Origin of the sequence: Aeromonas sp. 602396, assembly GCF_049173735.1 — a bacterium.
Classification (GTDB): domain Bacteria; phylum Pseudomonadota; class Gammaproteobacteria; order Enterobacterales; family Aeromonadaceae; genus Aeromonas; species Aeromonas veronii_A.
In genome coordinates, this window is record NZ_JAAKSD010000003.1 from 13,037 (window position 1) to 38,355 (window position 25,319).

Here is a 25,319-nt window from a genome sequence, read left to right on the forward strand (position 1 = left end):
CTTGTTTGCGAGCTGACCATAAAAACCTTGATCGGCAGCAGGGTCAAGCAAGCGGGAAAAAGGTGCGACAGAAGTTGTGCGACATCACGCAATTGCCACCCTGTTGGTTCTACAATAGCGCTCTTTTCAATCGGGAGTCTGTTATGAATCAACAAATTGTGGTCATTGCCAACGGTGCCCCCTATGGCAGCGAATCCCTGTTCAACGCCCTGCGTCTCGCTATCGCCCTCAACGAACAGGGTGGTGCCAGCCTCAAGCTGTTCCTGATGTCCGATGCGGTGAGTGCAGCACTGGCCGGTCAGGCACCGGCCGAGGGGTACAACCTGCGCCAGATGCTGGAGATCCTGCTGGCGCAAGGCGTCACCATTCGCCTGTGCAAGACCTGCACCGATGCCCGTGGCATCACCGCCCTGCCGCTGATCGAGGGCATTGAGGTCGGCACCCTGCCGATGCTGGCCCAATGGACCCTGGCTGCCGACAAGGTGCTGACCTTCTGAACCATAAGGGGCTGGCCAGCGGCGAAGTCAGCCCGGTTAGCCTATCACCGACTCCTGCCGGGCACTTCGCCGACCATGATGTCGGGCGCCTGCTTCATAAAGCGCAAAGATCGCCACACAAAGCAGCGCCATCAGCACATAGAGCCACTGACCGCTCCACTGCTCGAGGATCCAGCCTCCCAGCAGCGCGCCGGCGGCCCCTCCCAACCCGGCCAGTGCGCTGGCACCAAAGTAGCTCCCCTTGAGGTGGGTAGGAGCCATCTGGTCGATCAGCACGTTGAGCAGGGGGAAGAGGATGGTCTCGCCGATGCTGAGCAGCAGAACAGCGCCAAACCAGTGGCTGCGCACCGTCGGGTCCCCCAGCGCGAAGAGCAGCTGGGCCGCCAGAAAGAGCGCCATGCCGATATGAAGCCGTACCCGCACCGGCCAGCGTGACAACAAGCGCAGCAGCGGAAACTGCAGCAGCACCACGGTCAGGGCATTGGTCGCCACCAGCAGAGCAACCAGCTCGGCCACCTGCGGCATACCGGCCCGGGTCAGGTACTGCACCAGCGGCGAGTGAAACTGGGAGTAGACCAGCACCATCAGGAGATTGGCCATCACCAGCAGCAGGAAGGCGCGATCCGCCAGCAACACCTTGATGGCATCCCGCAGTCCGGGGCCAGCAGCACCCGGCTTGCCTGTGCTGCCAGCCCGGCGAAATCCCCAGCCAAAGGCCAGCGCCAGCAGCAGATAGCTCACCACCAGAAACAGGAAGGTCTCCTGCTGGGCGTTGATCCCGAGGGTCACCCCCAGTAGCGGCCCCAACGCCGCCCCCAGGTTGAGCAGAAAATAGCGCAGGTGCAGTGCCAACTCCCGCGCCTTGGCCGAGGCCAGACTGTCGGCCATCAGCGCCTTGCCGGGGGCATCGATGAGCCCTGACGAGAGACCGCTGCCCATCACCCCGACCCCGAGCCAGAACACCTCATGGGAAAAGCCGAGCAGGCCGAAACAGATCATCGCCACCAGACAACCGGCCAGCAGTATGCTGCGCCGTCCGAAGCGATCAGAGAGCCAGCCGCCGTAAAAACTGACCAGGGTAGAGAGGGCCATCGAGCCACCCAGCAACAGGCCGATGAAGGTGGCCGATAGGTCATACTCCCGATAGAGCAGAATGGAGAGGAAGGGCCACACCATGTAGTAGCTGGTACGCACCATGAAGGTACCCAGAATGACGATCCAGACCAGCGGGGTAAATTGCCTGAAGGTGCTCCATGACATCGCTATGCTCCATGCCCCGCAGCTCTTACCACAAGATCCTGTCATAAACGGGGAAAGCATTCAGTTGTAACAGAGGGCCTCAATAGAAACAACCCTCGCTCACCAGCAAGGTGCAACCGGATGCAAAAAGGCCAGCCGATGGGCATCGGCTGGCCTTTTATCACGGGATTTCCCTCGAGCTAGCGCCAGGGGCTCTGCTGCCACAGCCGCCCCAGTCCGGCTTCCAGCGCTTGAGCGCCCTGCTGTCCCAGCTTCTGGGTCAGACTTTTAGGCTTGCGATAGCTGATGCCGATCACCTTGTGGTGGCTGGCCTGCGCCAGCAGATAGTCATCACTGGTGCAGAGGGTATCCACCAATCCCAGCCCCTTGGCCTGACTCGCCAGCCAGTGTTCACCGGTCGTGACCTGATCGATATCGAGTTGCGGGCGGTGTTCGGCCACAAAGGCCTTGAAGCGCTCGTGGATCGCCGCCAGCTCCTCGCGAAACTTCTCGCGCCCCAGATCGTCGTTCTCGCCAAACATGGTGATGGTGCGCTTGTACTGACCGGCGGTGTGCATCTCGAATTCGATATCGTGCTTTTTCAACAACTTGTTGAAGTTCGGCATCTGGGCGATCACCCCGATGGAGCCGACGATGGCAAAGGGGGCAGCCAGGATCTTGTCCGCCACGCAGGCCATCATGTAGCCGCCACTCGCCGCCACCTTGTCGATAGCCACGGTGAGCTTGATGTCACGATCGCGCAACCGCTGCAACTGGGAAGCGGCCAAGCCATAGCCATGCACCACGCCGCCACCGGATTCGAGTCGCAGCAGCACTTCGTCGCCGGGCTGGGCGACGCCAATCACCGCGCTCACCTCTTCGCGCAGGGAGGCCACCTCTTTGGCATCCATGCTGCCGTTGAAATCGAGCACAAACAGGCGACTGCGCTCATCCCCCGCCTTGGCGCGCTTCTTCTGCTCCTCTTTCTGCTGCTTTTCCATCACCTTGCGCTCGGCCTTGCTGGCAAGCGCGCTCTTGAGGGCAAATTGCCCCTGCTCCAGCTCGCTCGAAAGATCGGTCACCACCAGCTCACCCTTGCGCGCTTTCGGCTGACGAGTGCTCACAATCATCAGGATGATGGCGCCGATGGCCAGCAGGAAGGTCACTGTCTTGGCCAAAAACAGGCCATATTCGGTCAGAAATGTCACGATGGACTCCAGAATGGATCGGTTTTCGTCACATTCTAGGGAGTTTGGTGAATGCGCGCAAAAAATCGCAGCCAGTGCCCGGAAAAACCAACCTGAGCATCACAACCTCTCTATTTTCTTCACATTTTTCTTGCCGCTGGCTGGTCAAACAGGCGCGCGGATCAGTACACTTGGCGCCGATTGCCATGCACTTATGGCCGGAATTTGTTAACAGGAGTTGTCATGCTCGATTATCAGGCACCCCGCGATCTGCTCAAGGATAAAGTCATTCTGGTCACCGGTGCCGGCGACGGGATCGGCCGCGAAGCCGCCCTCACCTACGCCGCTCACGGTGCCACCGTGATCCTGCTCGGCCGCACCAGCGCCAAACTCGAAGCCGTGTATGACCAGATTGAAGCGGCCGGTTATCCGCTGCCCGCCATCGTGCCGGTGGATCTGAAAGGGGCCACCGCCGCCCACTACCGCGGCATGGCCGAAACCTTCGCCCAGCAGTTTGGCCGCCTCGACGGCGTGCTGTTCAACGCCGGTCTGCTTGGCACCCTCTCTCCGTTTGAACACATTCAGGAGAAGGAGTGGGACGAGGTGATGCAGGTCAACGTCAAATCGGAATTCCTGCTGACCCAGGCGCTGCTGCCGCTGCTGCGCCAGACTGCCAAGACGCAGGGCGATGCCTCCATCGTCTACACCTCCTCCAGCGTGGGACGCAAGGGGCGCGCCTACTGGGGCACCTATGCCATCTCCAAATTTGCCATCGAGGGGATGATGGAAGTGCTGGCCGACGAGCTTGAGAACACCGGTGTGCGGGTCAATACCCTCAATCCGGGCGGCACCCGCACCAAGATGCGCGCCAGCGCCTTCCCGGCGGAAGATCCCATGAACCTCAAGACTCCGGCCGACCTGATGCCGCTCTACCTCTACCTAATGGGGTCGGACAGCCGCGGCAAAACCGGCCAGACCTTTGTGGCTCAGCCAAAATAAACAAGTTGCGTGGCCCAGCCCAAATAAATCAATAAAATACCCAGAGTGTTGTGCGGCAGGGGTTAAATTGAATAGGGGGCACAGGCACCCTGTTCGAACCACTGACCATCCTATCTCCAATCAGGTTGAACTATGTTTCGTCCCAAGAGCACGTTTGAGCAATGGCGGATCTTTCAGGCGGTGGTCGACTGCGGCGGCTACGCCCAGGCGGCCGAGGCGCTGAACAAGAGCCAGTCCTCCCTCAATCATGCGGTTGCAAAGTTGCAGCAGAGTCTGGGGGTGCCCTTGCTGGAGGTGCGCGGCCGCAAGGCGGTGCTGACCCCAGCGGGCGAGATCTTCCTCAAGCGGGCCCGTCAGTTGAGCCAGCAGGTGGAAGAGCTGGAGAATCTGGCCAACAACCTGGAGCGGCAGTGGGAGCCGCAGATCAACCTCTATGTCTCGGCGCTGCAGCCAAGGGCTCGCCTCTATCGGGCGCTAGCCAGCTTCTACCCCCGCAGCCGGGGTTGCCGGGTCAACCTGCACGAACGCATTCACTGCCACTTCAACGCCTTGCAACCGGGGGATCTGATGCTCTCCGAGCACCTGCCCGGCGATCGCACCGGTCTGCTGCTGGACGAGGTGTGCCTGCTGCCTCTCTGCGCCGCCAGCCATCCGCTGGCACAGGAGGAGGGGCCCATCCGCAGCGATGTGCTGACCAGCCACAACCAGATCAGCCTTCATCCCCCCATTCACCGCTCGGTGGACTGGAACGATGCAGATGACACCGGCTGGAAGGCGACCCACTACCACGAAGTGCTCGCCATGCTGAGCCTCGGCCTCGGCTATGCCTGGCTGCCGCGCCATCTGGTAGAGCGGGAGCTGGCGGAAGGTTCGCTCATACAGCTGGATCTGGAGAGCGGCAACGAGCGCCACCTCTACACCTACCTGCTGACCCTCTCCCCCGAATCCCTCGGCCCAGCGACCGAGCTGCTGCTGCGCTGCCTGCGCAACGAATATCAGGGCGAATCATCGCCTCTCCCGCACGCCCAGCCCCGGCACGACAAATAACAGCCAGCCCCCCGTCAGACGTTGGGCACCCGCCAGCTGGCGGCCAGTGCCACCAGTGCCAATCCCAGCGCCACCATAAAGACCCCGTGGAAACTCCACACCTCCGCCACCACACCGGCGATGGCCCCTGCCATGATGGAGCCGGTGCGGATGCTGTTGGCAAACAGGGTGGTCGCCACCCCGGCCCGCCCCGGCATCAGATCCTGAAAATAGGACATGCCGATCCCCGCCACGATACCGATGAAGATGGCGTTGAACAGCTGCAAAGCGATCAGGGCGTATTGATCGGTGAGGGTCACCAGACCTGTGTAAAAGGCCGCGCCAGCCAGCACCGCCAGCAACATCATGGGGCGCTTGCCAAAGCGCGCCGTGTAGTAACCCGCCAGCAGCATGAAGGGGATCTCCAGCGCCGCTGCCGTGCCCATCAGGATACCGGCAAGCTTCTCATCCATCCCGAGCTCGCGAGTGATGTAGAGCGGCATATTGATGAGGTACATGCTGTTGCAGGTCCACATCAGGGTGGAGGCGATAAAGAGTGCCCGCACCGCCGGATCCCGCCAGCTGCTGACCCGCTCGATCTCTTCAGCCAGCTTGGGCAGTGGCAGAGAGGGCAGCCAGCGCCACACCACCAGCGCACAGAGCAGGTAGGCCAGTGCCGAGGCCAGGTACATCAGCTCGAAACCGTAGCCGATGGCCAGCGCGAAGGCGATGGGCGGACCTATGACCCAGGCCAGCGAAAACTGGGCCCGCATCACCGAGCTGAACATGTCAGCCCGCCGGTTGCGGCTGTCGGAGTACTCCCGCGCCAGCGCAAACAGCTGGGGACTGGCCGTGGCCGCCAGCGCCGCCAGCATCACCCCCAGACTCGCCAGCAGCCAGTAGTTGCGGTTCCAGGCAAACAGCAAGGAGAGCGCCACTCCGGCAAAACAGCAGCGCAGGATCAGTCGCTTGCGATCCCCCTTGTTGTCGGAGCGGTGGCCCAGCCACTGGCTGACCAGAATGCCCACCACAGCATTGATGGTATAGAAGAGCCCGACCAGAAAGGGGCGCACCTGCACCTCCTCGGCCAGAAACAGACTTAAGGTAGGCACCTGCAGTGCCACCGCGACGCCGGTCATAAAGGTCACGGCAAGAAATGAAAGAGAGACGGGGTCAGGGCGTTTGACCGCCGCTATCGACAAGCTCATAGGTTTACCACTGATTGGAGGGACGATACGGGCTAACGAGCGGCAGCCGTATGAAAATTCGGCGCCTATCTTATGTCACTATCAAGAGCGGGCTCAAGGATGCATAAGCAGGTGTGCGCCTTGCGAGGGAGGCCGCGACCCCGTAGAGTGAAAGCCCATCCTGCCAGCACAAGGAGTTCGCATGTTTGATTTTGATCAGGAAGTAGACCGCAGTGGCACCATGAGCCTGAAATGGGACAAGTACAAGGGTCAGGATGTGCTGCCCATGTGGGTTGCCGATACCGACTTTGTCTCCCCCCCGTCCGTGATTGAGGCGTTGACCAAACGGGTTGCCCACGGCATTTTCGGCTATTCACGCCCCTCGCCGCGCCTGATCGAACTCATTATCGAACGGATGGCGACCCGCTATGGCTGGGCCATCGAGCCCGAATGGCTGGTATTCCTGCCGGGCGTGGTGCCGGGGCTCAACCTAGCCTGCAAGGCGTGGAGCCAGCATGGCCGCGGTATCATCACTCCCAAGCCGGTCTACTACCCCTTCCTGCAGGCGCCGGGCTTCAATGATCGTCCCCTGCTCACCGTGCCGATGATTGAAGAAGCCGGTCGCTGGGTGCTGGATCTTGAAGAGCTGGAGCGTCAGGCCCCCGCCGCAGATCTCCTGCTGCTCTGCAATCCCCACAACCCGGGCGGCACCATCTTCACCCGTGACGAGCTGCTGGCCATCGATGCCATCGCTGCGCGCCACAATCTGGTGATCTGCTCCGATGAAATCCACTGCGATCTGCTGCTGGATAAGAATGCCCGCCACATTCCCTACGGCGCCATCAGTGCACAAGCAGCCGAGCGCTGCGCGGTGATGATGGCCCCGAGCAAGACCTTCAATATCGCTGGTCTCTGTTGCTCCTTCGCCATTATCCCCAACGCCCGTCTGCGCTTCAGGCTGCAACAGGCGATGCGCGGCATCAGCGCCGACGTCAATCTGCTGGGCTTTGTCGCCGCCGAAGCGGCCTATGAGGGTGGCGAACAGTGGCTGACCGAGCAACTCGACTATCTGGCGGCCAATCTGGACCTGATCCAGCAGGCGGTTGCCCGCTGGCCCGGCGTCAAGCTGGCCAACCATCAGGCGACGTATCTGGCCTGGATTGATGTGAGCGGCCTTGGCCTTGCCGATCCCATCGCCTTCTTCGAGCAGGCCGGCGTTGGTCTCTCCCCCGGCGCCCAGTTTGGCGATGGTCAGTTTGTGCGGCTCAACTTCGGCTGCACCAGGACACGACTGACCGACGCACTGGCGCGGATGGAGCGGGCAATCCTCAACCACAACAAGCCCTGATCAGCCAGCAACGGGATGGGCAAGCCCCATCCCTTTTCCCCTGTGTCATCAGCCAGCGGTCAACTCAGTCAACGGTCAATTATGTCTCTACGGATCTTGCATCACCTTCTGCTCCCCCTCTGTGCACTCTCTGCGCTGCTCCCCTTTGGCAGCCAGGCGCTGACTATCGGAACGGGCCCGCTCAACGGGGTCTACTACCCGACCGGTGGCGCCATCTGCCGGGTGCTCAATGCCGGCCATGCCCTGCATGGGGACAGCTGCACCGTGCAGAGCACCCGTGGCTCGATGGCCAACCTCAAGGCACTCGACAAGGGGGACGTACAGCTGGCGCTGGTGCAGTCCGATGTGTTGCACCACGCCCTGCACGGCACCGGCCCCTTCAGCGGGCAGGGGGCCAACAATGAGCTGCGCAGCCTGTTTCGCCTCTATCAGGAGTCGCTGACCCTGCTGGCTGCCCCCAATAGCGGCATCACCACCCTGGCAGATATCGAAGGGAAGCGGGTCTATCCCGGCAACAAGGGCGCCGGTGAGCAGATCACCAGCCAGGCCCTGATGGCGGCCATGGGATGGCAACCCGGGCAGTTTGCTGCCTATCAGCTCAAATCGGACAGCGAACCGCTGGAAGGGCTGTGCGATGGCTCGCTGGATGCCGCGTTTGTGGTTGCCGGTCACCCCAGTCTGGCGGTCGGCGATCTGATCAGCCGCTGCAAGGTGCGCCTCATCCCCATCGAAGGGGAGCAGATCGACAGGCTGCTCAAGCAACACCCCTACTACCAGCGCAGCCGCATCGCCGCCAACCTCTATCCGGGGCAGACCACCGCCATCAACAACATCGGGATGAGTGCCGAACTGGTGGCGCTGGCCAGCCTGCCGGACCCCATCGTCCGTACCGTGCGCGATACCCTGCTGGCCCGAGTCAAACAGTTCAGTCGGCTGCATCCTGCCCTGAGCAAGGTGACCCCCGAGCAGTTGCAGGCGCAAACCGAGCTGCCCCTCCATGCTGGGATGTCGGATCAACCGCCAGCTCCCTTGTCACTGACCCCCGAGCAGTTAACCGCGGAACAGCTGACGCCGGAGCCGTTAACACCAGCGCCATCGGCCTCGGAGGCGGCACCAACGGCAGAGCAGGTGAGTGCCGCCAACGGGACAACTGCGCCCCTTGAAGCGCCCTCTGACGCGACCACCACCAGCAGTGCCACAGTGGCCACAGAAGCCACAGAAGCCACAGAAGCCACAGAGGTTAATCCCTTGCCCGAAGAGGCGCTCGAGGTCACCTCTGAGCTCACTGCGCCAGCCTCCGAGGGTGAGAGCGGGGCCCCTTCGGCCTCTTCTGCAGTGTCAACGGTTCCATCACCATCGGCTGCCGTGTCGACTCAGTTGCCACAGAGCGCCTCGGCGGCAACTGCGCCGCAAGAGCAGGCAGCCGAGCCGGCCAGCAGCGCGGTGAGTGGCGAAACCCCACCGCAGGATAAAACCGATATACTTCCCTCCCCTGCCACCAGCGCAGCCACACCGCTGCAACCCTGAATGGTCAGCTCCCACAAATGCATCAGGGCAGCCGAGGCTGCCCTGATTGTTTACGCGCGTTCGATAGTGACGCAATTGAGAGCGGCACAGTCTCCCCGATAGGCCTGCTCACCTTGCCGCCCCGCTACGGCTCTATCACCCGGGTCAGATAGGGATTGGGCTTCTGGATCTCCTCCTCCACCCAGTGCAGCAACTGCTTGATGGCCCGCGACAACACCTGATTCTGGCGCACCACGTAGCCCAGACTGGTACCGGGAAAGTCGCCGAGGCTGGTGACCGGCGCGGTGAGGTTGAGGCGCGGATGCAGGGAGAAGTCCGGCACGATGGCGACACCAAAGCCCGCCTCGGCCCAATCGAGCTGGGCGTCCACGCTGCCCACCTCCATGATGCGGCAAGGGGGGAGCGCCAGCAGCGGCAGGGACGGGTCGATCAGCGCCCGGGTGCGGGTGTCGTGACCGAGCAGGATCAGGGTCGGCTCGTCGAGGGGGTCGCTCTCCCCCGCCACCGCCCGCGCCTGCCAGCGGGCAAGGCCGTGCCCCAGCGCGCACCAGGTCACCTGTTGCAGCTCGGTATAGAAGAGCGGCTCGCTGCGCTTTTGCGCCATGACAAAACCCAGATCCGCCTTGCCCGCCTTGACCAGCTCGGCGGCCTGATCCGAAGTGGTGTTGAACAGGGTAAGGTCGATGCCGGGGAACTCCCGCTTGAAGCGCTGGAACGGCTGGATCAGCAGCAGGCGGGAGATGATGTCGCTGGCGGCGATGGCCAGCGTCCCCTGACTCAGCTGGTTGAGGGCATTGAGATCGGACTGGCAGAGCTGCAACTCGGCAATGGTGCGCTCGGCGCTTTGCAGCAGCCGCTCCCCCGCCTGCGTCAGGCGAAACGGGCTGCGCTCGATCAGCCGCACCCGGGTCGCCTGCTCCAGCCGCTTGATATGCAGGCTGACATTGGGCTGGGTCATGTGCAGCTCGGTGGCGGTCTGGCCAAAATGTTGTAATCGGGCCAGGGTGACAAAGGTTTGCAGCCAGTGAATATCCAGCATAAGAGTCCCTCAACCCGCGATGCGCGGGGCTTGCCAGGCAAAATCGGACGGTTTGCCGCTTAATTGGCCATAATTATATGGTTCTCTTATCGGAATTATAAAGATAATTAATTTTTCTAATCCGCATCAGGCTCCTAGGATGGACGCCTAACGTCTTAGGAGAAAGAGTCATGTCGTCTATCGTAGTCGTAGGTGCTAACTGGGGTGATGAAGGCAAAGGCCGCATCGTGGATTATCTGGCAGGTCAAGCTGGCGCCAGCATTCGCTTCCAGGGCGGCAACAACGCTGGCCACACCGTGGTCAACGACCTTGGCACCTTCAAGCTGCACCAGGTTCCGAGTGGCGTATTCAACCCGGATTGCCTGGTTGTCCTCGGCCCGGGCATGGTGATCAGCCCCGAGAAACTGACCGTCGAGCTCGAGGAAGTCAAAGCCTCCGGCGTGACTCCGAAGCTGGCCATCTCTGACCGCGCAACCCTCTGCCTGCCGCTGCACGCACTCGAAGATACCCTGGAAGAGCAACGTCTGGGTGACGGCGCCTATGGCTCCACCCGTCAGGGCATCGCTCCTGCCTACGGCGATCGCGTGATGAAGAAAGCGATCCTGGTCGGCTGGCTGAAACAGCCGGACGTGCTGGTCGAGCGCATCCAGTTCATGCTGGACTGGAAACTGCCGCAGATGAAGGCTATCTACCCCTCCTTCGAATTCACCCAGACTGCCCAGGAGATGGCCGACTGGCTGCTGGAAGTCTCTGCACCCTGGATCGACGCAGTGTGCAACGTCAGCATGCCGCTCAAAGCGCTGCAGGCCGAAGGCAAGACCCTGCTGTTCGAAGCGCAGCTGGGCGCTGGCCGTGACCTGATCTACGGCGAATACCCCTGGGTGACCTCCTCCCACGTATCTGGCGCCTACGCCGGTATCGGTGGCGGTCTGCCGGGTCTGCGCCCGGAGCGCGTCATCGCTGTGGCCAAGGCATTCAGCTCCTCTGTCGGTACCGGCACCCTGCTGACCGCCATGGAGAACCAGGACGAGTTCCGCAAGATCACCAACGAGTTCGGCGCCACCACTGGCCGTCCCCGTGATGTCGGTTACTTCGATGCCGTCGCCACCAAGAACGGTGTCGAGCTGCAAGCCGCCACCGAAGTGGCACTGACCAAGCTGGACTGCCTGACCGGCCTGCCGGATCTGAAGATCTGCGTGGCCTACGAAGGTGCCCACACCGAGAACCCGATTTGGCCGCAAACTGCAGCCCTGAAGCCGGTTTACGAGCAGATGGAAAGCTGGAGCGAAGACATCACCGGTTGCCGCACCTTCGAAGAGCTGCCGCGCGCTGCCCAGCAGTACGTGCTGCGTATCGAAGAGCTGCTCGGCGTACCAGTTCCGATGGTTTCCGTCGGCCCGGGCCGTGACGAGATGATCCTGCGCTAAGCCGCATTTCTCATCGTCAAACAAAAAACCGGCATCCCTGATGCCGGTTTTTTTTATGGCTGCCGTTTACCTTCTTGCCATAAAACCACCAAAAGGCTCAATTAACTCACCAATCGACCTCACATTGAGCAGTTATGCAATAACATTCTACCCTGCCCTCGTTAAAGTGAACCCGTTACCACACGAGGAGTCACCCGATGAAATTGCTCAAACAGAGTGCCCTGTTGCCACTGCTCTGCCTGACGGCCATGCCAGCCTTTGCCATGACCCTGAAGAGCACGGATATTCACGAAGGCCAGCTGATGGCCAAACAGTTCAGCTTCAACGGCTTTGGCTGTAGCGGCGACAACCACTCGCCCCAACTTAGCTGGCAGGATCTGCCGGCAGGCACCAAGAGTGTTGCCATCACCGCCTATGACCCCGATGCCCCTACCGGCAGCGGTTGGTGGCACTGGCTGGTGGTTAACCTGCCTGCCACCCAGAGCGAACTGGCCAGCAATGCCTCCGGCAAGCTCAAGCAGGGATTGGAGATCCGCACCGACTTTGGCAGCCAGGGTTACGGCGGCCCCTGCCCGCCCGCTGGTCACGGCATGCACCGCTATCAGTTCACCGCCTGGGCCCTGCCCCATGATCTCGAGGTGAAGGCTGATACCCCGCCCGCTATGGTAGGCTACATGCTCAACAGCATGGCGCTCGGCAAAGCCACCCTGACCGCCACCTTCGTCACCCCCTAGGAGCCAACCGGATGAGCACTTCCCTGCTGCAACAGAGCCACTATCTCGGGATCCGCCAGCAGCCCCTGCACCGGGTGCTCATCTACGCCCCAACCCTCATCTGGGTCACCCAGGGGAGCAAGCAACTGTGGTGGCGCGAGCGGCGTCTGTCGTTTGACAGGGAGCGCTGGCTGCTGATCCCGGCAGGCCACCAGCTCACCTTCGTCAATCAGCCGGAGCAGGGCAAGTTTCGCTCCCACGCCATCACGCTGCTCACTCCGCCGCCACCAGAATGGCTGGCCGAGTCAGCCCCTTACCACGCCGATCTGGAGGAACCCACCGTCAAGGTCACCCCCGGGCTCGCCTTCTGCTTTGAACTCATCAGCACCATGGCCGAACGGGGACTGAGCGAAGCAACACAGGCCGAACTGCTGCGCGGCTTCTATGCCGAGCTGCGGGCCGCCAACGCCCTCGGGTTGCTCTTTCCCGCCAGCACCATGACCCTCGCAGAGCGGCTGGCACGCTACCTGGCGGTCGAACCCGGCATCGCTCACACCCTGGAGGCGGTGGCCCCCCACTTCTCCATGAGCCGCGCCTCCATGGTGCGCAAGCTGGCCGTCGAAGGTCGCAGTTTTCGCCAGTTGCTGGCTCAGGTACGCATGAGCCACGCCCTCAACCTGTTGCAACAGGGCCTGACCCCGCTGGAGGTAGCCCTCGCCTGCGGTTATGACTCCCCCAGCCGCTTTGCCGCCCGCTTCAAACAGGAGTTTGGCCTGACGCCCCACCAATACCTGCACACTTGCCCTGCCAGATTGGCGAGCAACGGCAAGTAAAATATTACTTAAAACCAATTCTGTGTAACCTGATGTAACCCGGTGATCCCGCTCACATTGCCACCTCTTCAGAGTGTGATCTCGCGCCAGCGCTCCCTTTTCCCTTGCCATACAATGGCTACCGAACACCTTTTCACTAAAAATAAGCGTAAAAAATCTTCCTTTTAACCTACATAAACGGAATTGGAGCGAGAAATGTTTCGTAAAACTTTACTCTCGGTAGCCCTCGGCACCGCCCTGTTCGGACTGACCGCCTGCAACGATAACCAGACTGAGAGCAGCACAGTCGCCAAACCGGAGCAGGCCATCCAGTACAAGGACGTTATCGACCGTCGGGGAACACCGACCCAATTCCGCGACTTTGACAGCTACTCCAACCTCAAATACAACCCGCTGCTCGATCTGGGGGCATGGCACGGTTTCCTGCTGCCTGCCAGCGACAAGGAGTGGGGGGGCTTTACCGGCCCCATGGTCATCTCCGAGGAGTACAGCCTCTTCTTTGCCAGCGAGCTGGACAAGCTCACCCTCAGCGATGCGAGCGGCCGCCCGTTCCCGCTCACCAGCGCCCGCAAGCAGGAGGTGTACGCGATTCCGGGCGCACTGGTGCAACGCTTCGAGTTCGAGCCCTTTACGCTGGAGCTGGAGCTGCGTTATGGCGATGCCCGCACCGCCCTTATCCGCACCCGACTCATCAACCAGACCGATGCACCGCTCACCCTCAACCTCAACTGGCAGGGCGAGTTGCTCAATCAATGGGATGCCAAGGATACGATTGCCAGCAAATATCCAGGCTGGACTCGCACCATCAGCGAGAGCGACAAAGGAATCGAATTCCAGTTCGGCAAACTGCGCAGCACTTGGAACATCATGCAGAGCGGCAGCGCCCGCTATCGCATCGACCGCACCCTGCCAAGCCGCACCACCCTCGACCAGAAGACACTGGGCTACCAAAGTGACGCCAGCATTACCCTGGCCGCCAAGGGGAGCCAGGATATCTACACCCTGCAGAGCTATCTCCACTCCGCAGATGACGCCAGCCGCCATCAACAGAGCCGTCAGGCCCTGCTGGCTGACCCGGCCAGCTATTTTGCCGACTCCATCCGCCGCTGGGAGGGCTACCTTGCCAAGGGTCTCTCCAATCAGGGGATCCCCGAGTCGGAGCGTCGCATCGCCGTCAAGGCGATGGAGACCCTCAATGGCAACTGGCGCTCCCCGGCTGGCGCCATCCTCCACGACGGGGTAACCCCCTCCAATACCGCCCGCTGGTTCGACGGCGTCTGGGCCTGGGATAGCTGGAAGCACGCCTATGCCATGGCGCACTTCAACCCTGAGGTGGCCAAGAACAACGTGCGCGCCATGTATGACTATCAGGTGCAGCCGGATGATCCGGTGCGACCGCAGGATGCGGGCATGGTGATCGATGCCGTCTTCTACAACAAGCTGGCGGATCGCGGTGGCGATGGCGGCAACTGGAACGAGCGCGACACCAAGCCGCCCCTCTCCGCCTGGGCCATCTGGGAAATCTACAACGCTACCAAGGACAAGGCCTTTATCGCCGAGATGTATCCCAAGCTGCAGGCCTACCACGACTGGTGGTACCGCGCGCGGGACAACAACCGCAACGGCATCATCGAATATGGCGCCACCAAGCATGTGGAGCACAATGACGAGTACGGCAATATCACCTTCAAGGTGCAGTACTCCAACGGTATTCCCGCCGGGCTGGATCTCTCAAGCTGTACCAGTGAGGGGGATGGCTGGTATGCCTGCGCCGGTATGCCGCTCTATCAACAGGTGTTGAACGTGGGCGGTTACAGCGACATGGATATCGGTGCCCAGCACGGCGCCGGTTGGGAGTCCGGCATGGACAACGCCGCCCGCTTCGGCTTTATCGAACCGGGCCAGCTGCAACGCTATGCCGACAAGACTTATGGCGGAGATTTGGCCAAGGCACGTCAGGACTGGAACGTCGCCTTCTTTGAAAACCATCAGGACAATGGCGATTTGATCGGCTTCTCCATCGATCAGGAGTCAGTGGAGCTCAACGCCTTCCTGGCCAAGGAGAAACGCATTCTGGCAGACATGGCCGACCTGCTTGACAAGCCGGACGACGCGAGCCGCTACCGCGATGGCGCGACCCAGCTGGCTGGTTACATCAACAGCTGCATGTTCGATGAGGCATCAGGCTTCTATTACGATCGCCAGATTGCTCAGGGGGATGTTGCTGACGGCAACGGCTGCGTCGGCAAATTGCTGACCGCCCGCGGCCGTGGCCCGGAAGGGTGGAGCCCGCTCTGGGCTGAGGTCGCCGACAAGGAGAAAGCGGCGCGGGTGCGCGAGGTGATGCTCAACGCCCAGGAGTTCAACACTAGGATCCCGCTGGGCACCGCCGCGCTGACCAACCCGGCCTACGACCCCAATATCTACTGGCGAGGCCGGGTATGGCTCGATCAGTTCTACTTCGGGGTGAAGGGGCTGGAGAACTACGGCTATCGCAGCGATGCCGAGGCTCTGGTCAACAAGCTGTTCAACAACGCCGAGGGCTTGGCGGGCAGCGGCCCCATCCGCGAAAACTACAATCCGGAGACCGGCGCCATGCAGGGAGCCAGCAACTTCAGCTGGAGCTCGGCCCACCTCTACATGCTCTATCGCAACTTCCTCAAGCCACAGGAATAAGCCTCGAGAGAGGATGGCTTGATGCATCAGGTGGCCTTGTAGAGTGTTGCCATACTGATTGAGCAAACTGAGCACTCGGGAAATATTGCTCAGGCGCTTGCTGCTCCCCCGCAAAAAATGGTGATAGCGGGGGAATAAAAAACAACCCGGCACGAATGCCGGGTTATTTTTTTATCAGAGAGACGAACTCAGCTCTGACCTTGCAGCGCCTGCTGCAACTCCTCTTCGCTCCAGATGGTAATGCCAAGCTCCTGTGCCTTGGCCAGCTTGGAACCTGCCGCCTCCCCCGCGACCAGCACATCGGTCTTGGCAGATACCGAACCCGCCACCTTGGCCCCCAGCGCCTGCAATGCCGCCTTGGCGTCGTTGCGCGACAAGGTGGTCAGGGTGCCGGTCAGCACGAAGGTCTTGCCGGCAAAGGGTTGCTCCGCGGCCTCTTTCTTCTCGATGGCCGGCCAGTGGATGCCGGCAGCCAGCAAGGCTTCCAGCACCTCCACGTTGTGGGGCTGACGCAGGAAGTAGTAGACATGCTTGGCCACCACATCACCCACATCGGCCACTTCGAGCAGTTGCTCCACCGAGGCCGCGCGCAGGGCATCCAGGGTGAGGAAGTGGTTGGCAAGGTTGAGCGCAGTCGCCTCCCCCACTTCACGGATCCCCAGGGCAAACAGGAAGCGCGGCAGGGTGGTACTGCGCGCAGCATCGATAGCAGCCACCAGATTGAGGGCCGATTTTTGCCCCATCCGCTCAAGACCGGCCAGCTGGATGGCATTGAGGCTGAAGAGATCGGCGGGGGTCTTCACCAGCCCCTTGTCCACCAGCTGCTCGACAATCTTGTCGCCAAGGCCGTCCACATCCATGGCGCGACGGGCGGCGAAGTGCTTGATCGCCTCCTTGCGCTGCGCCTCGCAGAACAGGCCACCGGAGCAGCGGGCAACCGCTTCCCCTTCCAGCCGCTCCACTGCCGAACCACACACCGGGCACTCGGTCGGGAAGAGAATTTCACGCGCATCAACAGGGCGCTGTGCCTCCACCACTGCCACGATCTGCGGGATCACGTCCCCTGCCCGGCGCACGATCACGGTATCGCCGACCATCACGCCAAGGCGCTCGATCTCGTCGGCATTGTGCAAAGTGGCATTGGAGACGGTGACGCCGCCAACAAACACCGGTTTAAGCTTGGCCACCGGCGTCACGGCGCCGGTGCGACCAACCTGAAACTCGACGTTCTCAAGCTCTGTCATCTCCTCCTGCGCCGGGAACTTGTGGGCGGTCGCCCAGCGCGGGGCGCGGGCCACAAAGCCCAGCTCCTCTTGCAGAGCGATAGCATCCACCTTGTAGACCACGCCGTCGATCTCGTAAGGGAGCTCGCCACGGCGGGCCAGAATGTCGTCGTGGAACGCCTGACAACCGGCTGCCCCCTCTTTGAGCTTCACCTCGGGACTGAGCGGCAGCCCCCACTCCTTGAGCTGGGTGAGACGGCCAAAGTGGGAGTCGCCCAGTTGCTCGCCGCCAACACCGACACCGTAAGCGTAAAAGCTCAGGGGACGGCTGGCGGTGATACGTGAATCGAGCTGACGCAGGCTGCCGGCGGCGGCGTTGCGCGGGTTGACGAACACCTTCTCGCCTGCGGCCAGCGCCTTGGCGTTCATCGCCTCAAAACCGGCCTTGGGCATAAAGACTTCGCCACGCACTTCCAGCCGCTCTGGCCAGCCAGTGCCACGCAGCGCGAGCGGAATGGCCTTGATGGTGCGCACGTTCTCGGTGATCTCCTCACCGGTGGCGCCATCACCCCGGGTGGCCGCCTGCACCAGCTGACCATTTACATAGAGCAGGCTCACCGCCAGACCATCGAGCTTGGGCTCGCAGCAGAAGGTGAAACGCACGTCACGCTTGAGGCGATCGCTCATCCGTTGTTCGAACGCCAGCAACTCTTCGCTGCTAAAGACGTTATCCAGACTCAGCATGGGGATCTCGTGGCGCACCTGTTTGAAGGCGGTCAGCGGCTGACCGCCGACCCGCACACTCGGCGAAGTCGGGGTTTTCAGCTCGGGGTGGTCAGCCTCCAGCGCGATCAATTCGCGCATCAGACGGTCGTATTCGGCATCCGGCACTGTAGGGTTATCCAGCACATAGTACTGGTGACCATATTCGGTAAGCAGTTCACACAATTGACGGTGGCGGGAGAGGGTGTCGCTCATGAAAAAGTCTCGAAGTGTGATTGAACATACGGTCGGGGTAGAAACAAAAATGCGGTACCTGGGTACCGCACTTTTTCTTCACTCGACCCGCATGGCGTATTAGTCGCGACTGGCCTCGTAGGCAGCCAGCTCGTGACGGTAACGGGCAATGGTCTCGTCGCTCAGCGGGCTGCGATCCATATCGGTCAGCATGGCATCGAGATCGCTGGCCAGCTGATCGGCAGCCTGCAACATATCCTCGAAGGCAAACGCGGCATTGCTGCGCAGCGGCAGTTGCATGAACAGGGAGACACCCGGCGTGGTGAACTGCTCCATCCGGTACGGGTTGAAGGTACCCGGCTTGACCATGTTGATCATGGAGAAGAGCACTTCACCCTTGCCGTTGGGATCTTCGTGACGGTGGAAAATATCCATCTCGCCAAACTTGAAGCCCAGCGCCATCAGGGATGAGAGCAGGGTCGCACCTTGCAAGTCGTGACCCGGACGGCCCATCAGGTTGATGACATAGACATCCTGCCAGATCTTCTCGACCGGCTGGGGCGCCATGCGCGGCTCTTCAACCACAGGTGCAGGTGCCACATAGGCCGGCTCTTCATAAACAGGCTCGGGAGCCACATGACGGGGCTGCGGCTGATATTCCGGCTCGGGTGCACGCACCGGTTCGGCACGAACGGTGTCGGCGGTACGGACTGTCTCTGCACGGGCACCAAAAGTCGGGGCGGTCGCGTAAGCGGGCTCGACCAGCGGCTCGTCATCCAGCGACTGCATCATGGGCTCGCGCTGGGGACGGGAACGGTAGACCGGGGTACGACGATTGACCTGAGCTGGTTTGCGCACCGGCGCGGCGGGCGCCTCGTCGATCTCCTCGGGCAGCTGTTCGTCGAACGCTTCCTCCTCTTCATAGACAGGAGGCGGCGGAACCGGGCGGGCAGCAGGCTTGCGCACTACGGGCGGCGGCAGATCGTCCTCGTCATCTTCATCATCAAAGGCGGGGACGGCAGGGCGACGACCGAGTTCCGGCTGGCGGCTCTCTTCACTGCGCAGCTTGGGCTCGGCACGACGGCCACCACTGACCACACGTACCTGGCCGATGCCATCGCTGTCGAAGGCGTCGTTATCACGATCCCGCGACTTGGAGTCCATCCGTCCAATCGGTTTCTCTTTGATCGGTGCCTGACGATTCTTTTTGTTGCTCCACAACCCGTGAATGAGCAATGCCGCAATAGCAATACCGCCCAGGGCAACCAAGATGTAACGCAATTCCTGCATTAGCTGCTTCTCTTTCTAGTTTTGCTCAGCCAAAGCGACGGCTTCACCGATATCGACCGACACAATGCGAGAAACCCCGGGCTCTTGCATCGTGACGCCAACCAGCTGCTCAGCCATCTCCATGGAGACCTTATTATGACTGATGTAAACGAACTGTACTGTGCTCGACATCTCTTTGACAAGAGAACAGAAGCGACCGACGTTCACTTCATCGAGCGGTGCATCCACCTCATCCAGCAGACAAAAAGGTGCTGGGTTGAGTCTGAAGATGGCAAAAACCAGCGCAAGCGCGGTTAACGCCTTCTCCCCCCCGGAAAGCAGGGCAATGGTAGCATTCTTCTTACCCGGAGGTCTCGCCATGATGCTCACTCCGGCCTCCAAAAGATCATCAGAGGTGAGCTCAAGCCAGGCACTGCCCCCACCGAACACTTTCGGAAACAGGGATTTTAAATCTTCGTTGACCTTATCGAAAGTGTCCCGGAACCGTATTTGTGTCTCTTTATCAATTCTTTTAATGGCTTGGCTCAAGGTTTCCAGCGCTTGCTCGAGATCCTGACACTGATTTTCAAGATAGGTTGCCCGGGTTTTCGCCTCTTCGTACTCCTCCAGCGCCGCCAGGTTGATGGCGCCGAGCGCCTCCACTTGCCCCTCCAGGGTCTGGATCTCCTGCCGCAACTTGCTGCGATCAGCGGCGATGAGCACCGCCTGATCGAGATCGACCAGTCGAACCCCCAGCTCTTCGAACTGCTCGTGCAGCCCCTGTCGACGGGTGAGGTTGCGTTCGCGCTCAAGACGTAGGGTCGCCAGCTTCTCTTGCAACGTCACCAGCTGCTTGTGATCGGCACTTCTGGCCTGTTCCAGCTCACCGAGCTGGCGCTCCAGCTCCGCAAGCCGTTGATGGCAGGCAAGCTGCTGCGCCTCCAGATTGCGCTGCTCGGCCAGCAGGGGCGCCAGATCCGGCACTGCCTCGCTATCCGGCCCTTTCAACCCGGCCAGCTCCAGTCCGAGCCTCGCCAACTCCTCTTCGCCCAAGGTAATGAGTTGGCGCAGATTGCCCAACTCCAGTTGCAAACGCTGGCAGGTCGCTTGTTGCTGTTCGCGGCGCGCACGGGCCTCGTCGACCGCCCGCTCGCAGCGAGTCAGCAGCTCCTGCGCGAGCTGCACCCCTTGCGTCAGCGGCTCCCCCTGCTCCTGCAGCTCGGCAAGGCGCGCCTCATCGAGTTCCAGTTGTTCGCGGGCGCTGGCCAGTCGCTCTGCCTCTTCGGCCTGCTCCTGATCAAGCCGGATCAGCTCTTCGCCGAGCTGACCGAGCCGCTGCAACCGCTCCTGCCGCTGACCCTGTTGCAGACTCCAGGCTTCGCGCAGTTGTTGCCATTTCTGCTCTTGCTCGCGCAAGGTTCGCTGCGACAACTCCTGCGCACTGGCAAGCTGGGCACGCCGGGCATCGGCAGCCACAAGTTGCTCGCTCAGCTGTGCCAGCCCCGCGGCAACCTTCTCCTGCTCGGTATGCAACCGCTCACGCTCACCCAGCAGCGCCATGGTGCCAAGCGCCGCGCCATGCCCCAGATCTGCCCAGTTTGGCCCCAGCCAGTCGCCAGCAGGAGTCAGTACCGACTCACCGGCCGCAAGGCTTGGCTGGCGGGCCAATGCGGCCTCCCGGCTCTCGACCAGCCAGATGGCATTGAGGAAGGCAGGAATGTGCTCGCCGCCCAGTTGCGCCGCCAGCGTACCGGCAACCGCCGGTTGCGCCGGGCCAATCCAGAGCCCATCTTGCATCAGATCGCACTCGTCCGCCGGCGTTGCGGTGAGCCAGCGACCCAGCACCTTGTCGAGTGCCTGTGCCCACTCGGGGGCAACCTGCAGTCGATCCGCCAGGGTCGCCCCCTCCATCTGTTCGCCGAGGATCTGATCCAGGGTCGCCAGCCGCGCCTCCAGCTCCCGTTGCAGGCTCAACTGCTGGCCATGCTGCTGCTTGAGTTGTTCATGGGCGTCGACCGCCTGTGCCAGCTGCTGGGTTAGCTCGCCATTGGCCGCCCGCGTCAGCTCCAGCTCACCACTCAGGGCATCGAGGGCCGGTTGCAGATCGTCGGCCTCTGTGCCGAGGGGGCCAGCGCGTTCATCTTCCAGCTTGAGGCGGGCCAGCCGGGTCTTGGCCTGCAGCTCCTGCAGACCACCCAACCGGGTACGGGTCTGGTTGAGCTGCCCCTGCAACCCGGCCAACTGTTGCTGCCACAGCTGCTGGCGCAAGCGGGCCTGTTCCAGCTGCTCGCTGGCGTGCTGGCGGGCCTCCTGCTGCTCGGTGAGCAACTGCTCACACTGCTCCAGCCGGGCGCTCTCCTGCTCGGCGCGCAATACCCCTTCGGTCAGTTGATCCTGCTGGCTGGCAAGCTGCGCCTTGCGGGTAGCAATCCGCTCACCGAGCGCCTCTGCACGGGCCTGCCAGTCGCGCCCCAGTTCACTCTGGTGCAGTTGCTGTTGCTCGAGACGGGCGATGGCCTGCCCGCCGAGAAAAATCTGTTGCTGGCGGCTCGCCTGTTCGGCTTGCGCCTCTTGTCTGGCGACCGACAGGGTGACGTGGCGCCCCTCATCAGCGGTGCGCTTGGCATCGAGCGCCGCCAGCGCCTGCTCGGCCTGCGCCAGTTCGGTTTTAGCCTCGCCAAGGCGCGTCTCCAGCGCCCACAACTCGGAGCCAATCAGCTCGGCACGAGCGGCGCGCGAACGACTCTTGAGCTGTTTATAGCGCTCGGCCGTTTCGGCCTGGGCTTTGAGGTGGTCAAGGCGCGAACCCAGCTCGCCGCGAATATCGCCGAGGCGCTCCAGGTTCTCCTGAGTGTGGCGAATGCGCTGCTCGGTCTCGCGGCGCCGCTCCTTGTAGCGGGAAACCCCGGCGGCCTCTTCCATAAAGAGCTTGAGATCGGCCGGACGTGACTCCACCAGTCGGCTGACGGTGCCCTGTTCGATGATGGCGTAGCTGCGGGGGCCAAGACCGGTGCCGAGGAAGAGGTCGGTCACATCCTTGCGGCGGCACTTCTGGCCGTTGATCTGATAGTGGTTGGAGCCGTCGCGCAGCACTTCGCGGCGCACCGAGATCTCGGTAAAGCGGCCGAACTCGCCGGGCACCCGGTTATGGGGATTGTCGAACACCAGCTCCACCGAGGCGCGCCCGTGCGCACTGCGATTGATGGAGCCGTTGAAGATGACATCGGTCATGTTCTCGCCGCGCAGATGGCGAGCGGAGCTCTCCCCCAGCACCCAGCGCACCGCGTCGATGACGTTGGATTTGCCACAGCCATTGGGGCCCACCACGGCGGTCATGTCTGCCGACAGTTCGATGCGGGTCGGCTCGACGAACGACTTGAAGCCGGCGAGTTTGATCAGTTTCAGACGCATGGCGACCTGTATCAGTGGCTAAATAAAGAGGATGCGGGCAGGTGACTTTACCAAATCCAGACCCGGCTTTGTTTGTAATATGCAGGCATCATCCCCATTCATGCCCGATTTTTGGTCGCCACGGCACGAAATAAGGAATAGTCGGCGACTTTACCAAATCAAAGGCTTGTTTGTAATATGCTGGCAGTTCTCCCATGCATAGATGGAGCTCACATGAGCCAATCACCCCATATGGTCAAAGATTCAATCAGCGGTGCAGACTACTTTCTGCGCGGTTTTTCCCTCATTCGCCAACCGGGCATCCGCACCTTTGTGCTGATCCCCCTGCTGGTCAACTTCGTGCTGTTTGCCGGGGCCTTCTATGCCCTGCTGCTGCAACTGGACGGCCTGTTCGCCTGGCTCCACCAGCAGATCCCCGCCTGGCTCGACTGGCTGGACTACCTGCTGTGGCCCATCGCTCTCATCACCATACTGGTGGTCTTCTCCTTTATCTTCAGCTCGGTTGCCAACTGGGTAGCCGCCCCCTTCAACGGCCTGCTGGCGGAGAAGGTGGAGCAGATCCTCACCGGTCAGCCCGCCAATGACGGCAGCATGCTGGATATCGTCAAGGATGTGCCACGCACCTTCGGCCGCGAATGGACCAAGCTGAAGTATTACCTGCCCAAGGCCATTGGCTGCCTGATCCTGTTCCTGATCCCTGTGGTGGGCCAGACCCTGGCGCCGGTGCTCTGGTTCCTGTTCAGCGCCTGGATGATGGCGATCCAGTATGTGGATTATCCGTTCGACAACCACAAGATCGACTTCATCACCATGCGCGACGCCTTGAAGCAGCGCCGCGGCAAGTGTCTGAGCTTCGGCGCTTTGGTGACCCTCTTCTCCGCCATTCCGGTGGTGAACCTCTTCGTGATGCCGGTCGCCATCTGTGGCGCCACCGCCATGTGGGTCGATCACTACCGGCAGGAGCAGTTGGGACGCTAACCCTTGAACATTGATTAGAAAAAGGCACCCGAAACGGTGCCTTTTTCGCATTTAGCATGAATTAAATTAATGCATGCATTCGATAGCTTGTCCGATATGACACGAGTTGGTAGGATTCTGGCCTTTCTCGTTCCCTGGGATAACTCATGTTACATGCACTCTTCTTGGTGGGCCTGGTGGCCGAAGGGATGACCGGCGCGCTGGCCGCGGGTCGGCGACGGATGGATCTGTTTGGTGTGGTGATCATCGCCTCGGCGACGGCCATCGGTGGTGGCACCATCCGCGATGTGCTGCTGGGCCACTATCCGCTGCTCTGGATTGAGCATCCGGAATACGTGCTGCTGGTTGCCGCAGCCGCGATGGCGGGTGTGGTCTCCGCCCCCCTGATGCGCTACCTCGGCAAGCTGTTCATGGCCCTTGATGCCCTGGGACTGGTGGTCTTCTCCATCTTCGGTGCGGCCCGGGCGCTGGATATGGGCCACGGCGCCGGTATTGCCTGCATCATGGCGGTGGTGACCGGGGTCTTTGGCGGTGTGCTGCGGGATCTGCTCTGTCAGCGAATTCCGCTGGTGTTTCGTCGCGAGCTCTATGCAGCCATTTCGCTGATCACCGCAGCGCTTTACTGTCTGGCGCTGGACCAGGGCTTGCCGACCAACTGGGCCGCGTTCGGTTCCATCGGGATCGGCTTTGTACTGCGGCTGCTGGCGGTTCGCTTCAAGTGGGGTCTACCCACCTTCAACTACCAATACGCGACCCACTGAGTACGCCAGCTTCTGGCGAGGCGGGTTGGATTGCGAGCAACAAAAAAGCGCCCGAGCGGCGCTTTTTTCATGGACGGTCTGCGACTCAGTTAATCCCTTCCGAGCTGAAGAAGGTCGCCTTGTCGGCGATAAAGCGGATCTTGATGTTCTTCCCTTCCCCACCCCAGAGGCAGCTGGTGGTGCCCAGCGCATCGTCACAACGCTCCGCCTTGCCCAAAATGGTGCTGGCCTCGGCGTAACTCATCCCCATCTTCAACTGGTCGTAATTTTCACGGTTGAGCTTGCTGCAACCGGTCAACAACAGGGCAATCAGGCCGCCAATCACTATCTTTTTCATCGCAATCTCCTCTCTGGTGGGAAGAGCTTGGCAGTTTGCCAACCCCTTTACCAGCTGCGCACCGGGCCGGTATCGAGGTGAACGAAGTTGTCACGGGGATAGTAACCAACCCCACCCACCTTGAGCTGGAGCGCCGCCTTGCGCAGATGGGCCAGCTGTACGCCGGGGATCCGCACATCCACCGCCTGCCCCAGGGTGTGGTAGCTGTGCTTGGCCACGCCGCGGCTCTTGTGGCGCTTCTGACGATTGGTCGCCGGGGCGCGATAGCCGGAGATCAGCTGAATTTCACTGCGCCGCCCCAGCTTGTGCTGCAACAGAAACAGCTGATCAAACAGCTTCTTGTCGATGTTGAACACTTCGTTGCGCCGGTAATCGCGGAAGATGTGGTTGAGCTCGGCCAACCCGTCGCTCAGATAGTGGCCATTTTCCCAATAGCTGGCGCGCACCCGCTCGCCGGTATTGAGATTGAAGAAACTGAGTTCACGCCCGGTGGTACTGCGGCTGGCCAGTGCAGGGAAGGAGATCAGCGAGCTGCCCAACAGGCAACCGGCTCCCAGCAACAGGCGACGTCGACTTATCTCTTGTTCCAGCATAAGGGGTTCGTCCATCGCAGATTCAAGCGAAAATAGTTGAATAAGATCACTGATTGAATGTGATACAGGCGCTTGAAACTACCCTCCGGCGG

The 25,319-nt window shown here is 61.4% G+C and carries 20 protein-coding genes; 11 read left to right on the plus strand and 9 right to left on the minus strand.

All coding sequences use genetic code 11. The features are described 5' to 3' along the window. The first annotated feature begins 143 nt into the window (after positions 1-143). Positions 144-497 (plus strand): DsrE/DsrF/TusD sulfur relay family protein, encoded by a 354-nt coding sequence (locus tag G5229_RS05630; protein WP_005334901.1) that lies wholly within the window; start codon positions 144-146, stop codon positions 495-497. A gap of 36 nt (positions 498-533) precedes the next feature. Here the strand turns inward: G5229_RS05630 and G5229_RS05635 are convergent, their stop codons facing one another. Both G5229_RS05635 and sohB read right to left on the minus strand, forming a co-directional pair. Next, a complete protein-coding gene (locus G5229_RS05635; protein WP_421208761.1) occupies positions 534-1,757 on the minus strand; it encodes an MFS transporter in 1,224 nt (407 codons plus the stop codon). A 179-nt stretch (positions 1,758-1,936) separates the two neighbouring features. Beyond that, positions 1,937-2,944: a protease SohB gene (gene sohB, locus G5229_RS05640; RefSeq protein WP_005347779.1), complete on the minus strand. Its 1,008-nt coding sequence runs from the start codon at positions 2,942-2,944 to the stop codon at positions 1,937-1,939. Positions 2,945-3,166: 222 nt separating this feature from the next. Here sohB and G5229_RS05645 point away from each other — a divergent pair, with 222 nt between their 5' ends. Together G5229_RS05645 and G5229_RS05650 are read left to right on the plus strand one after the other, a co-directional pair. Next, positions 3,167-3,922, plus strand: coding sequence for a YciK family oxidoreductase (locus G5229_RS05645; RefSeq protein WP_040069067.1), 756 nt, complete (start codon positions 3,167-3,169; stop codon positions 3,920-3,922). Positions 3,923-4,054: 132 nt separating this feature from the next. After that, positions 4,055-4,969: a LysR family transcriptional regulator gene (locus tag G5229_RS05650; protein WP_216953095.1), complete on the plus strand. Its 915-nt coding sequence runs from the start codon at positions 4,055-4,057 to the stop codon at positions 4,967-4,969. 14 nt (positions 4,970-4,983) lie between these two features. On the opposite strand, the gene G5229_RS05655 is transcribed toward G5229_RS05650, so the two are convergent. Then, positions 4,984-6,156, minus strand: a complete 1,173-nt coding sequence (locus G5229_RS05655) for an MFS transporter (protein WP_181223005.1) — start codon at positions 6,154-6,156, stop codon at positions 4,984-4,986. 181 nt (positions 6,157-6,337) lie between these two features. Between G5229_RS05655 and G5229_RS05660 the strand changes: the two genes are divergently transcribed. Next, positions 6,338-7,483, plus strand: coding sequence for a MalY/PatB family protein (locus G5229_RS05660; protein ID WP_368177546.1), 1,146 nt, complete (start codon positions 6,338-6,340; stop codon positions 7,481-7,483). Between the two features lie 81 nt (positions 7,484-7,564). Then, positions 7,565-9,010 carry a TAXI family TRAP transporter solute-binding subunit gene (locus tag G5229_RS05665; RefSeq protein WP_421208762.1) on the plus strand — a complete coding sequence of 482 codons (1,446 nt, stop codon included), beginning with the start codon at positions 7,565-7,567 and terminating at the stop codon, positions 9,008-9,010. A 124-nt stretch (positions 9,011-9,134) separates the two neighbouring features. On the opposite strand, the gene G5229_RS05670 is transcribed toward G5229_RS05665, so the two are convergent. After that, a complete protein-coding gene (locus tag G5229_RS05670; RefSeq protein WP_042658174.1) occupies positions 9,135-10,049 on the minus strand; it encodes a LysR family transcriptional regulator in 915 nt (304 codons plus the stop codon). Between the two features lie 170 nt (positions 10,050-10,219). Between G5229_RS05670 and G5229_RS05675 the strand changes: the two genes are divergently transcribed. From G5229_RS05675 to ygjK, 4 genes are all read left to right on the plus strand, one after another. Beyond that, positions 10,220-11,476: an adenylosuccinate synthetase gene (locus tag G5229_RS05675; RefSeq protein WP_005347796.1), complete on the plus strand. Its 1,257-nt coding sequence runs from the start codon at positions 10,220-10,222 to the stop codon at positions 11,474-11,476. Positions 11,477-11,673: 197 nt separating this feature from the next. After that, a complete protein-coding gene (locus tag G5229_RS05680; RefSeq protein ID WP_069526371.1) occupies positions 11,674-12,210 on the plus strand; it encodes a YbhB/YbcL family Raf kinase inhibitor-like protein in 537 nt (178 codons plus the stop codon). 11 nt (positions 12,211-12,221) lie between these two features. Continuing rightward, positions 12,222-13,022, plus strand: a complete 801-nt coding sequence (locus G5229_RS05685; protein WP_421208763.1) for a helix-turn-helix transcriptional regulator — start codon at positions 12,222-12,224, stop codon at positions 13,020-13,022. A 195-nt stretch (positions 13,023-13,217) separates the two neighbouring features. Beyond that, positions 13,218-15,698 (plus strand): alpha-glucosidase, encoded by a 2,481-nt coding sequence (gene ygjK / locus G5229_RS05690; RefSeq protein ID WP_421208764.1) that lies wholly within the window; start codon positions 13,218-13,220, stop codon positions 15,696-15,698. A gap of 188 nt (positions 15,699-15,886) precedes the next feature. On the opposite strand, the gene ligA is transcribed toward ygjK, so the two are convergent. The 3 genes from ligA to G5229_RS05705 all read right to left on the minus strand — a co-directional run bounded on the left by ligA (position 15,887) and on the right by G5229_RS05705 (position 22,558). Further along, positions 15,887-17,899 (minus strand): NAD-dependent DNA ligase LigA, encoded by a 2,013-nt coding sequence (gene ligA, locus G5229_RS05695; protein ID WP_421208765.1) that lies wholly within the window; start codon positions 17,897-17,899, stop codon positions 15,887-15,889. Between the two features lie 99 nt (positions 17,900-17,998). Beyond that, complete coding sequence (gene zipA / locus G5229_RS05700; RefSeq protein WP_160881598.1) at positions 17,999-19,168, minus strand: cell division protein ZipA; 1,170 nt, start codon at positions 19,166-19,168, stop codon at positions 17,999-18,001. Between the two features lie 15 nt (positions 19,169-19,183). Next, positions 19,184-22,558, minus strand: coding sequence for an AAA family ATPase (locus tag G5229_RS05705; RefSeq protein WP_421208766.1), 3,375 nt, complete (start codon positions 22,556-22,558; stop codon positions 19,184-19,186). A gap of 213 nt (positions 22,559-22,771) precedes the next feature. Between G5229_RS05705 and cysZ the strand changes: the two genes are divergently transcribed. Next, on the plus strand, positions 22,772-23,536 hold the full coding sequence (gene cysZ, locus G5229_RS05710; protein ID WP_421208767.1) for a sulfate transporter CysZ: 765 nt from the start codon (positions 22,772-22,774) through the stop codon (positions 23,534-23,536). A 146-nt stretch (positions 23,537-23,682) separates the two neighbouring features. After that, positions 23,683-24,297 carry a trimeric intracellular cation channel family protein gene (locus G5229_RS05715; RefSeq protein WP_005338456.1) on the plus strand — a complete coding sequence of 205 codons (615 nt, stop codon included), beginning with the start codon at positions 23,683-23,685 and terminating at the stop codon, positions 24,295-24,297. An 85-nt stretch (positions 24,298-24,382) separates the two neighbouring features. Here the strand turns inward: G5229_RS05715 and G5229_RS05720 are convergent, their stop codons facing one another. Both G5229_RS05720 and G5229_RS05725 read right to left on the minus strand, forming a co-directional pair. Further along, complete coding sequence (locus G5229_RS05720) at positions 24,383-24,634, minus strand: lipoprotein (RefSeq protein WP_005338457.1); 252 nt, start codon at positions 24,632-24,634, stop codon at positions 24,383-24,385. Between the two features lie 47 nt (positions 24,635-24,681). Further along, complete coding sequence (locus tag G5229_RS05725; RefSeq protein WP_005338458.1) at positions 24,682-25,227, minus strand: DUF882 domain-containing protein; 546 nt, start codon at positions 25,225-25,227, stop codon at positions 24,682-24,684. Positions 25,228-25,319: the final 92 nt, after the last annotated feature.

Coding starts and splice junctions, on each gene's coding strand:
- G5229_RS05630 (WP_005334901.1), top strand. CDS start 144: ATGAATCAACAAATTGTGGTCATTGCCAACGGTGCCCCCTATGGCAGC.
- G5229_RS05635 (WP_421208761.1), bottom strand. CDS start 1,757: ATGTCATGGAGCACCTTCAGGCAATTTACCCCGCTGGTCTGGATCGTC.
- G5229_RS05645 (WP_040069067.1), top strand. CDS start 3,167: ATGCTCGATTATCAGGCACCCCGCGATCTGCTCAAGGATAAAGTCATT.
- G5229_RS05650 (WP_216953095.1), top strand. CDS start 4,055: ATGTTTCGTCCCAAGAGCACGTTTGAGCAATGGCGGATCTTTCAGGCG.
- G5229_RS05655 (WP_181223005.1), bottom strand. CDS start 6,156: ATGAGCTTGTCGATAGCGGCGGTCAAACGCCCTGACCCCGTCTCTCTT.
- G5229_RS05660 (WP_368177546.1), top strand. CDS start 6,338: ATGTTTGATTTTGATCAGGAAGTAGACCGCAGTGGCACCATGAGCCTG.
- G5229_RS05665 (WP_421208762.1), top strand. CDS start 7,565: ATGTCTCTACGGATCTTGCATCACCTTCTGCTCCCCCTCTGTGCACTC.
- G5229_RS05670 (WP_042658174.1), bottom strand. CDS start 10,049: ATGCTGGATATTCACTGGCTGCAAACCTTTGTCACCCTGGCCCGATTA.
- G5229_RS05675 (WP_005347796.1), top strand. CDS start 10,220: ATGTCGTCTATCGTAGTCGTAGGTGCTAACTGGGGTGATGAAGGCAAA.
- G5229_RS05680 (WP_069526371.1), top strand. CDS start 11,674: ATGAAATTGCTCAAACAGAGTGCCCTGTTGCCACTGCTCTGCCTGACG.
- G5229_RS05685 (WP_421208763.1), top strand. CDS start 12,222: ATGAGCACTTCCCTGCTGCAACAGAGCCACTATCTCGGGATCCGCCAG.
- ygjK (WP_421208764.1), top strand. CDS start 13,218: ATGTTTCGTAAAACTTTACTCTCGGTAGCCCTCGGCACCGCCCTGTTC.
- ligA (WP_421208765.1), bottom strand. CDS start 17,899: ATGAGCGACACCCTCTCCCGCCACCGTCAATTGTGTGAACTGCTTACC.
- zipA (WP_160881598.1), bottom strand. CDS start 19,168: ATGCAGGAATTGCGTTACATCTTGGTTGCCCTGGGCGGTATTGCTATT.
- G5229_RS05705 (WP_421208766.1), bottom strand. CDS start 22,558: ATGCGTCTGAAACTGATCAAACTCGCCGGCTTCAAGTCGTTCGTCGAG.
- cysZ (WP_421208767.1), top strand. CDS start 22,772: ATGAGCCAATCACCCCATATGGTCAAAGATTCAATCAGCGGTGCAGAC.
- G5229_RS05715 (WP_005338456.1), top strand. CDS start 23,683: ATGTTACATGCACTCTTCTTGGTGGGCCTGGTGGCCGAAGGGATGACC.
- G5229_RS05720 (WP_005338457.1), bottom strand. CDS start 24,634: ATGAAAAAGATAGTGATTGGCGGCCTGATTGCCCTGTTGTTGACCGGT.
- G5229_RS05725 (WP_005338458.1), bottom strand. CDS start 25,227: ATGCTGGAACAAGAGATAAGTCGACGTCGCCTGTTGCTGGGAGCCGGT.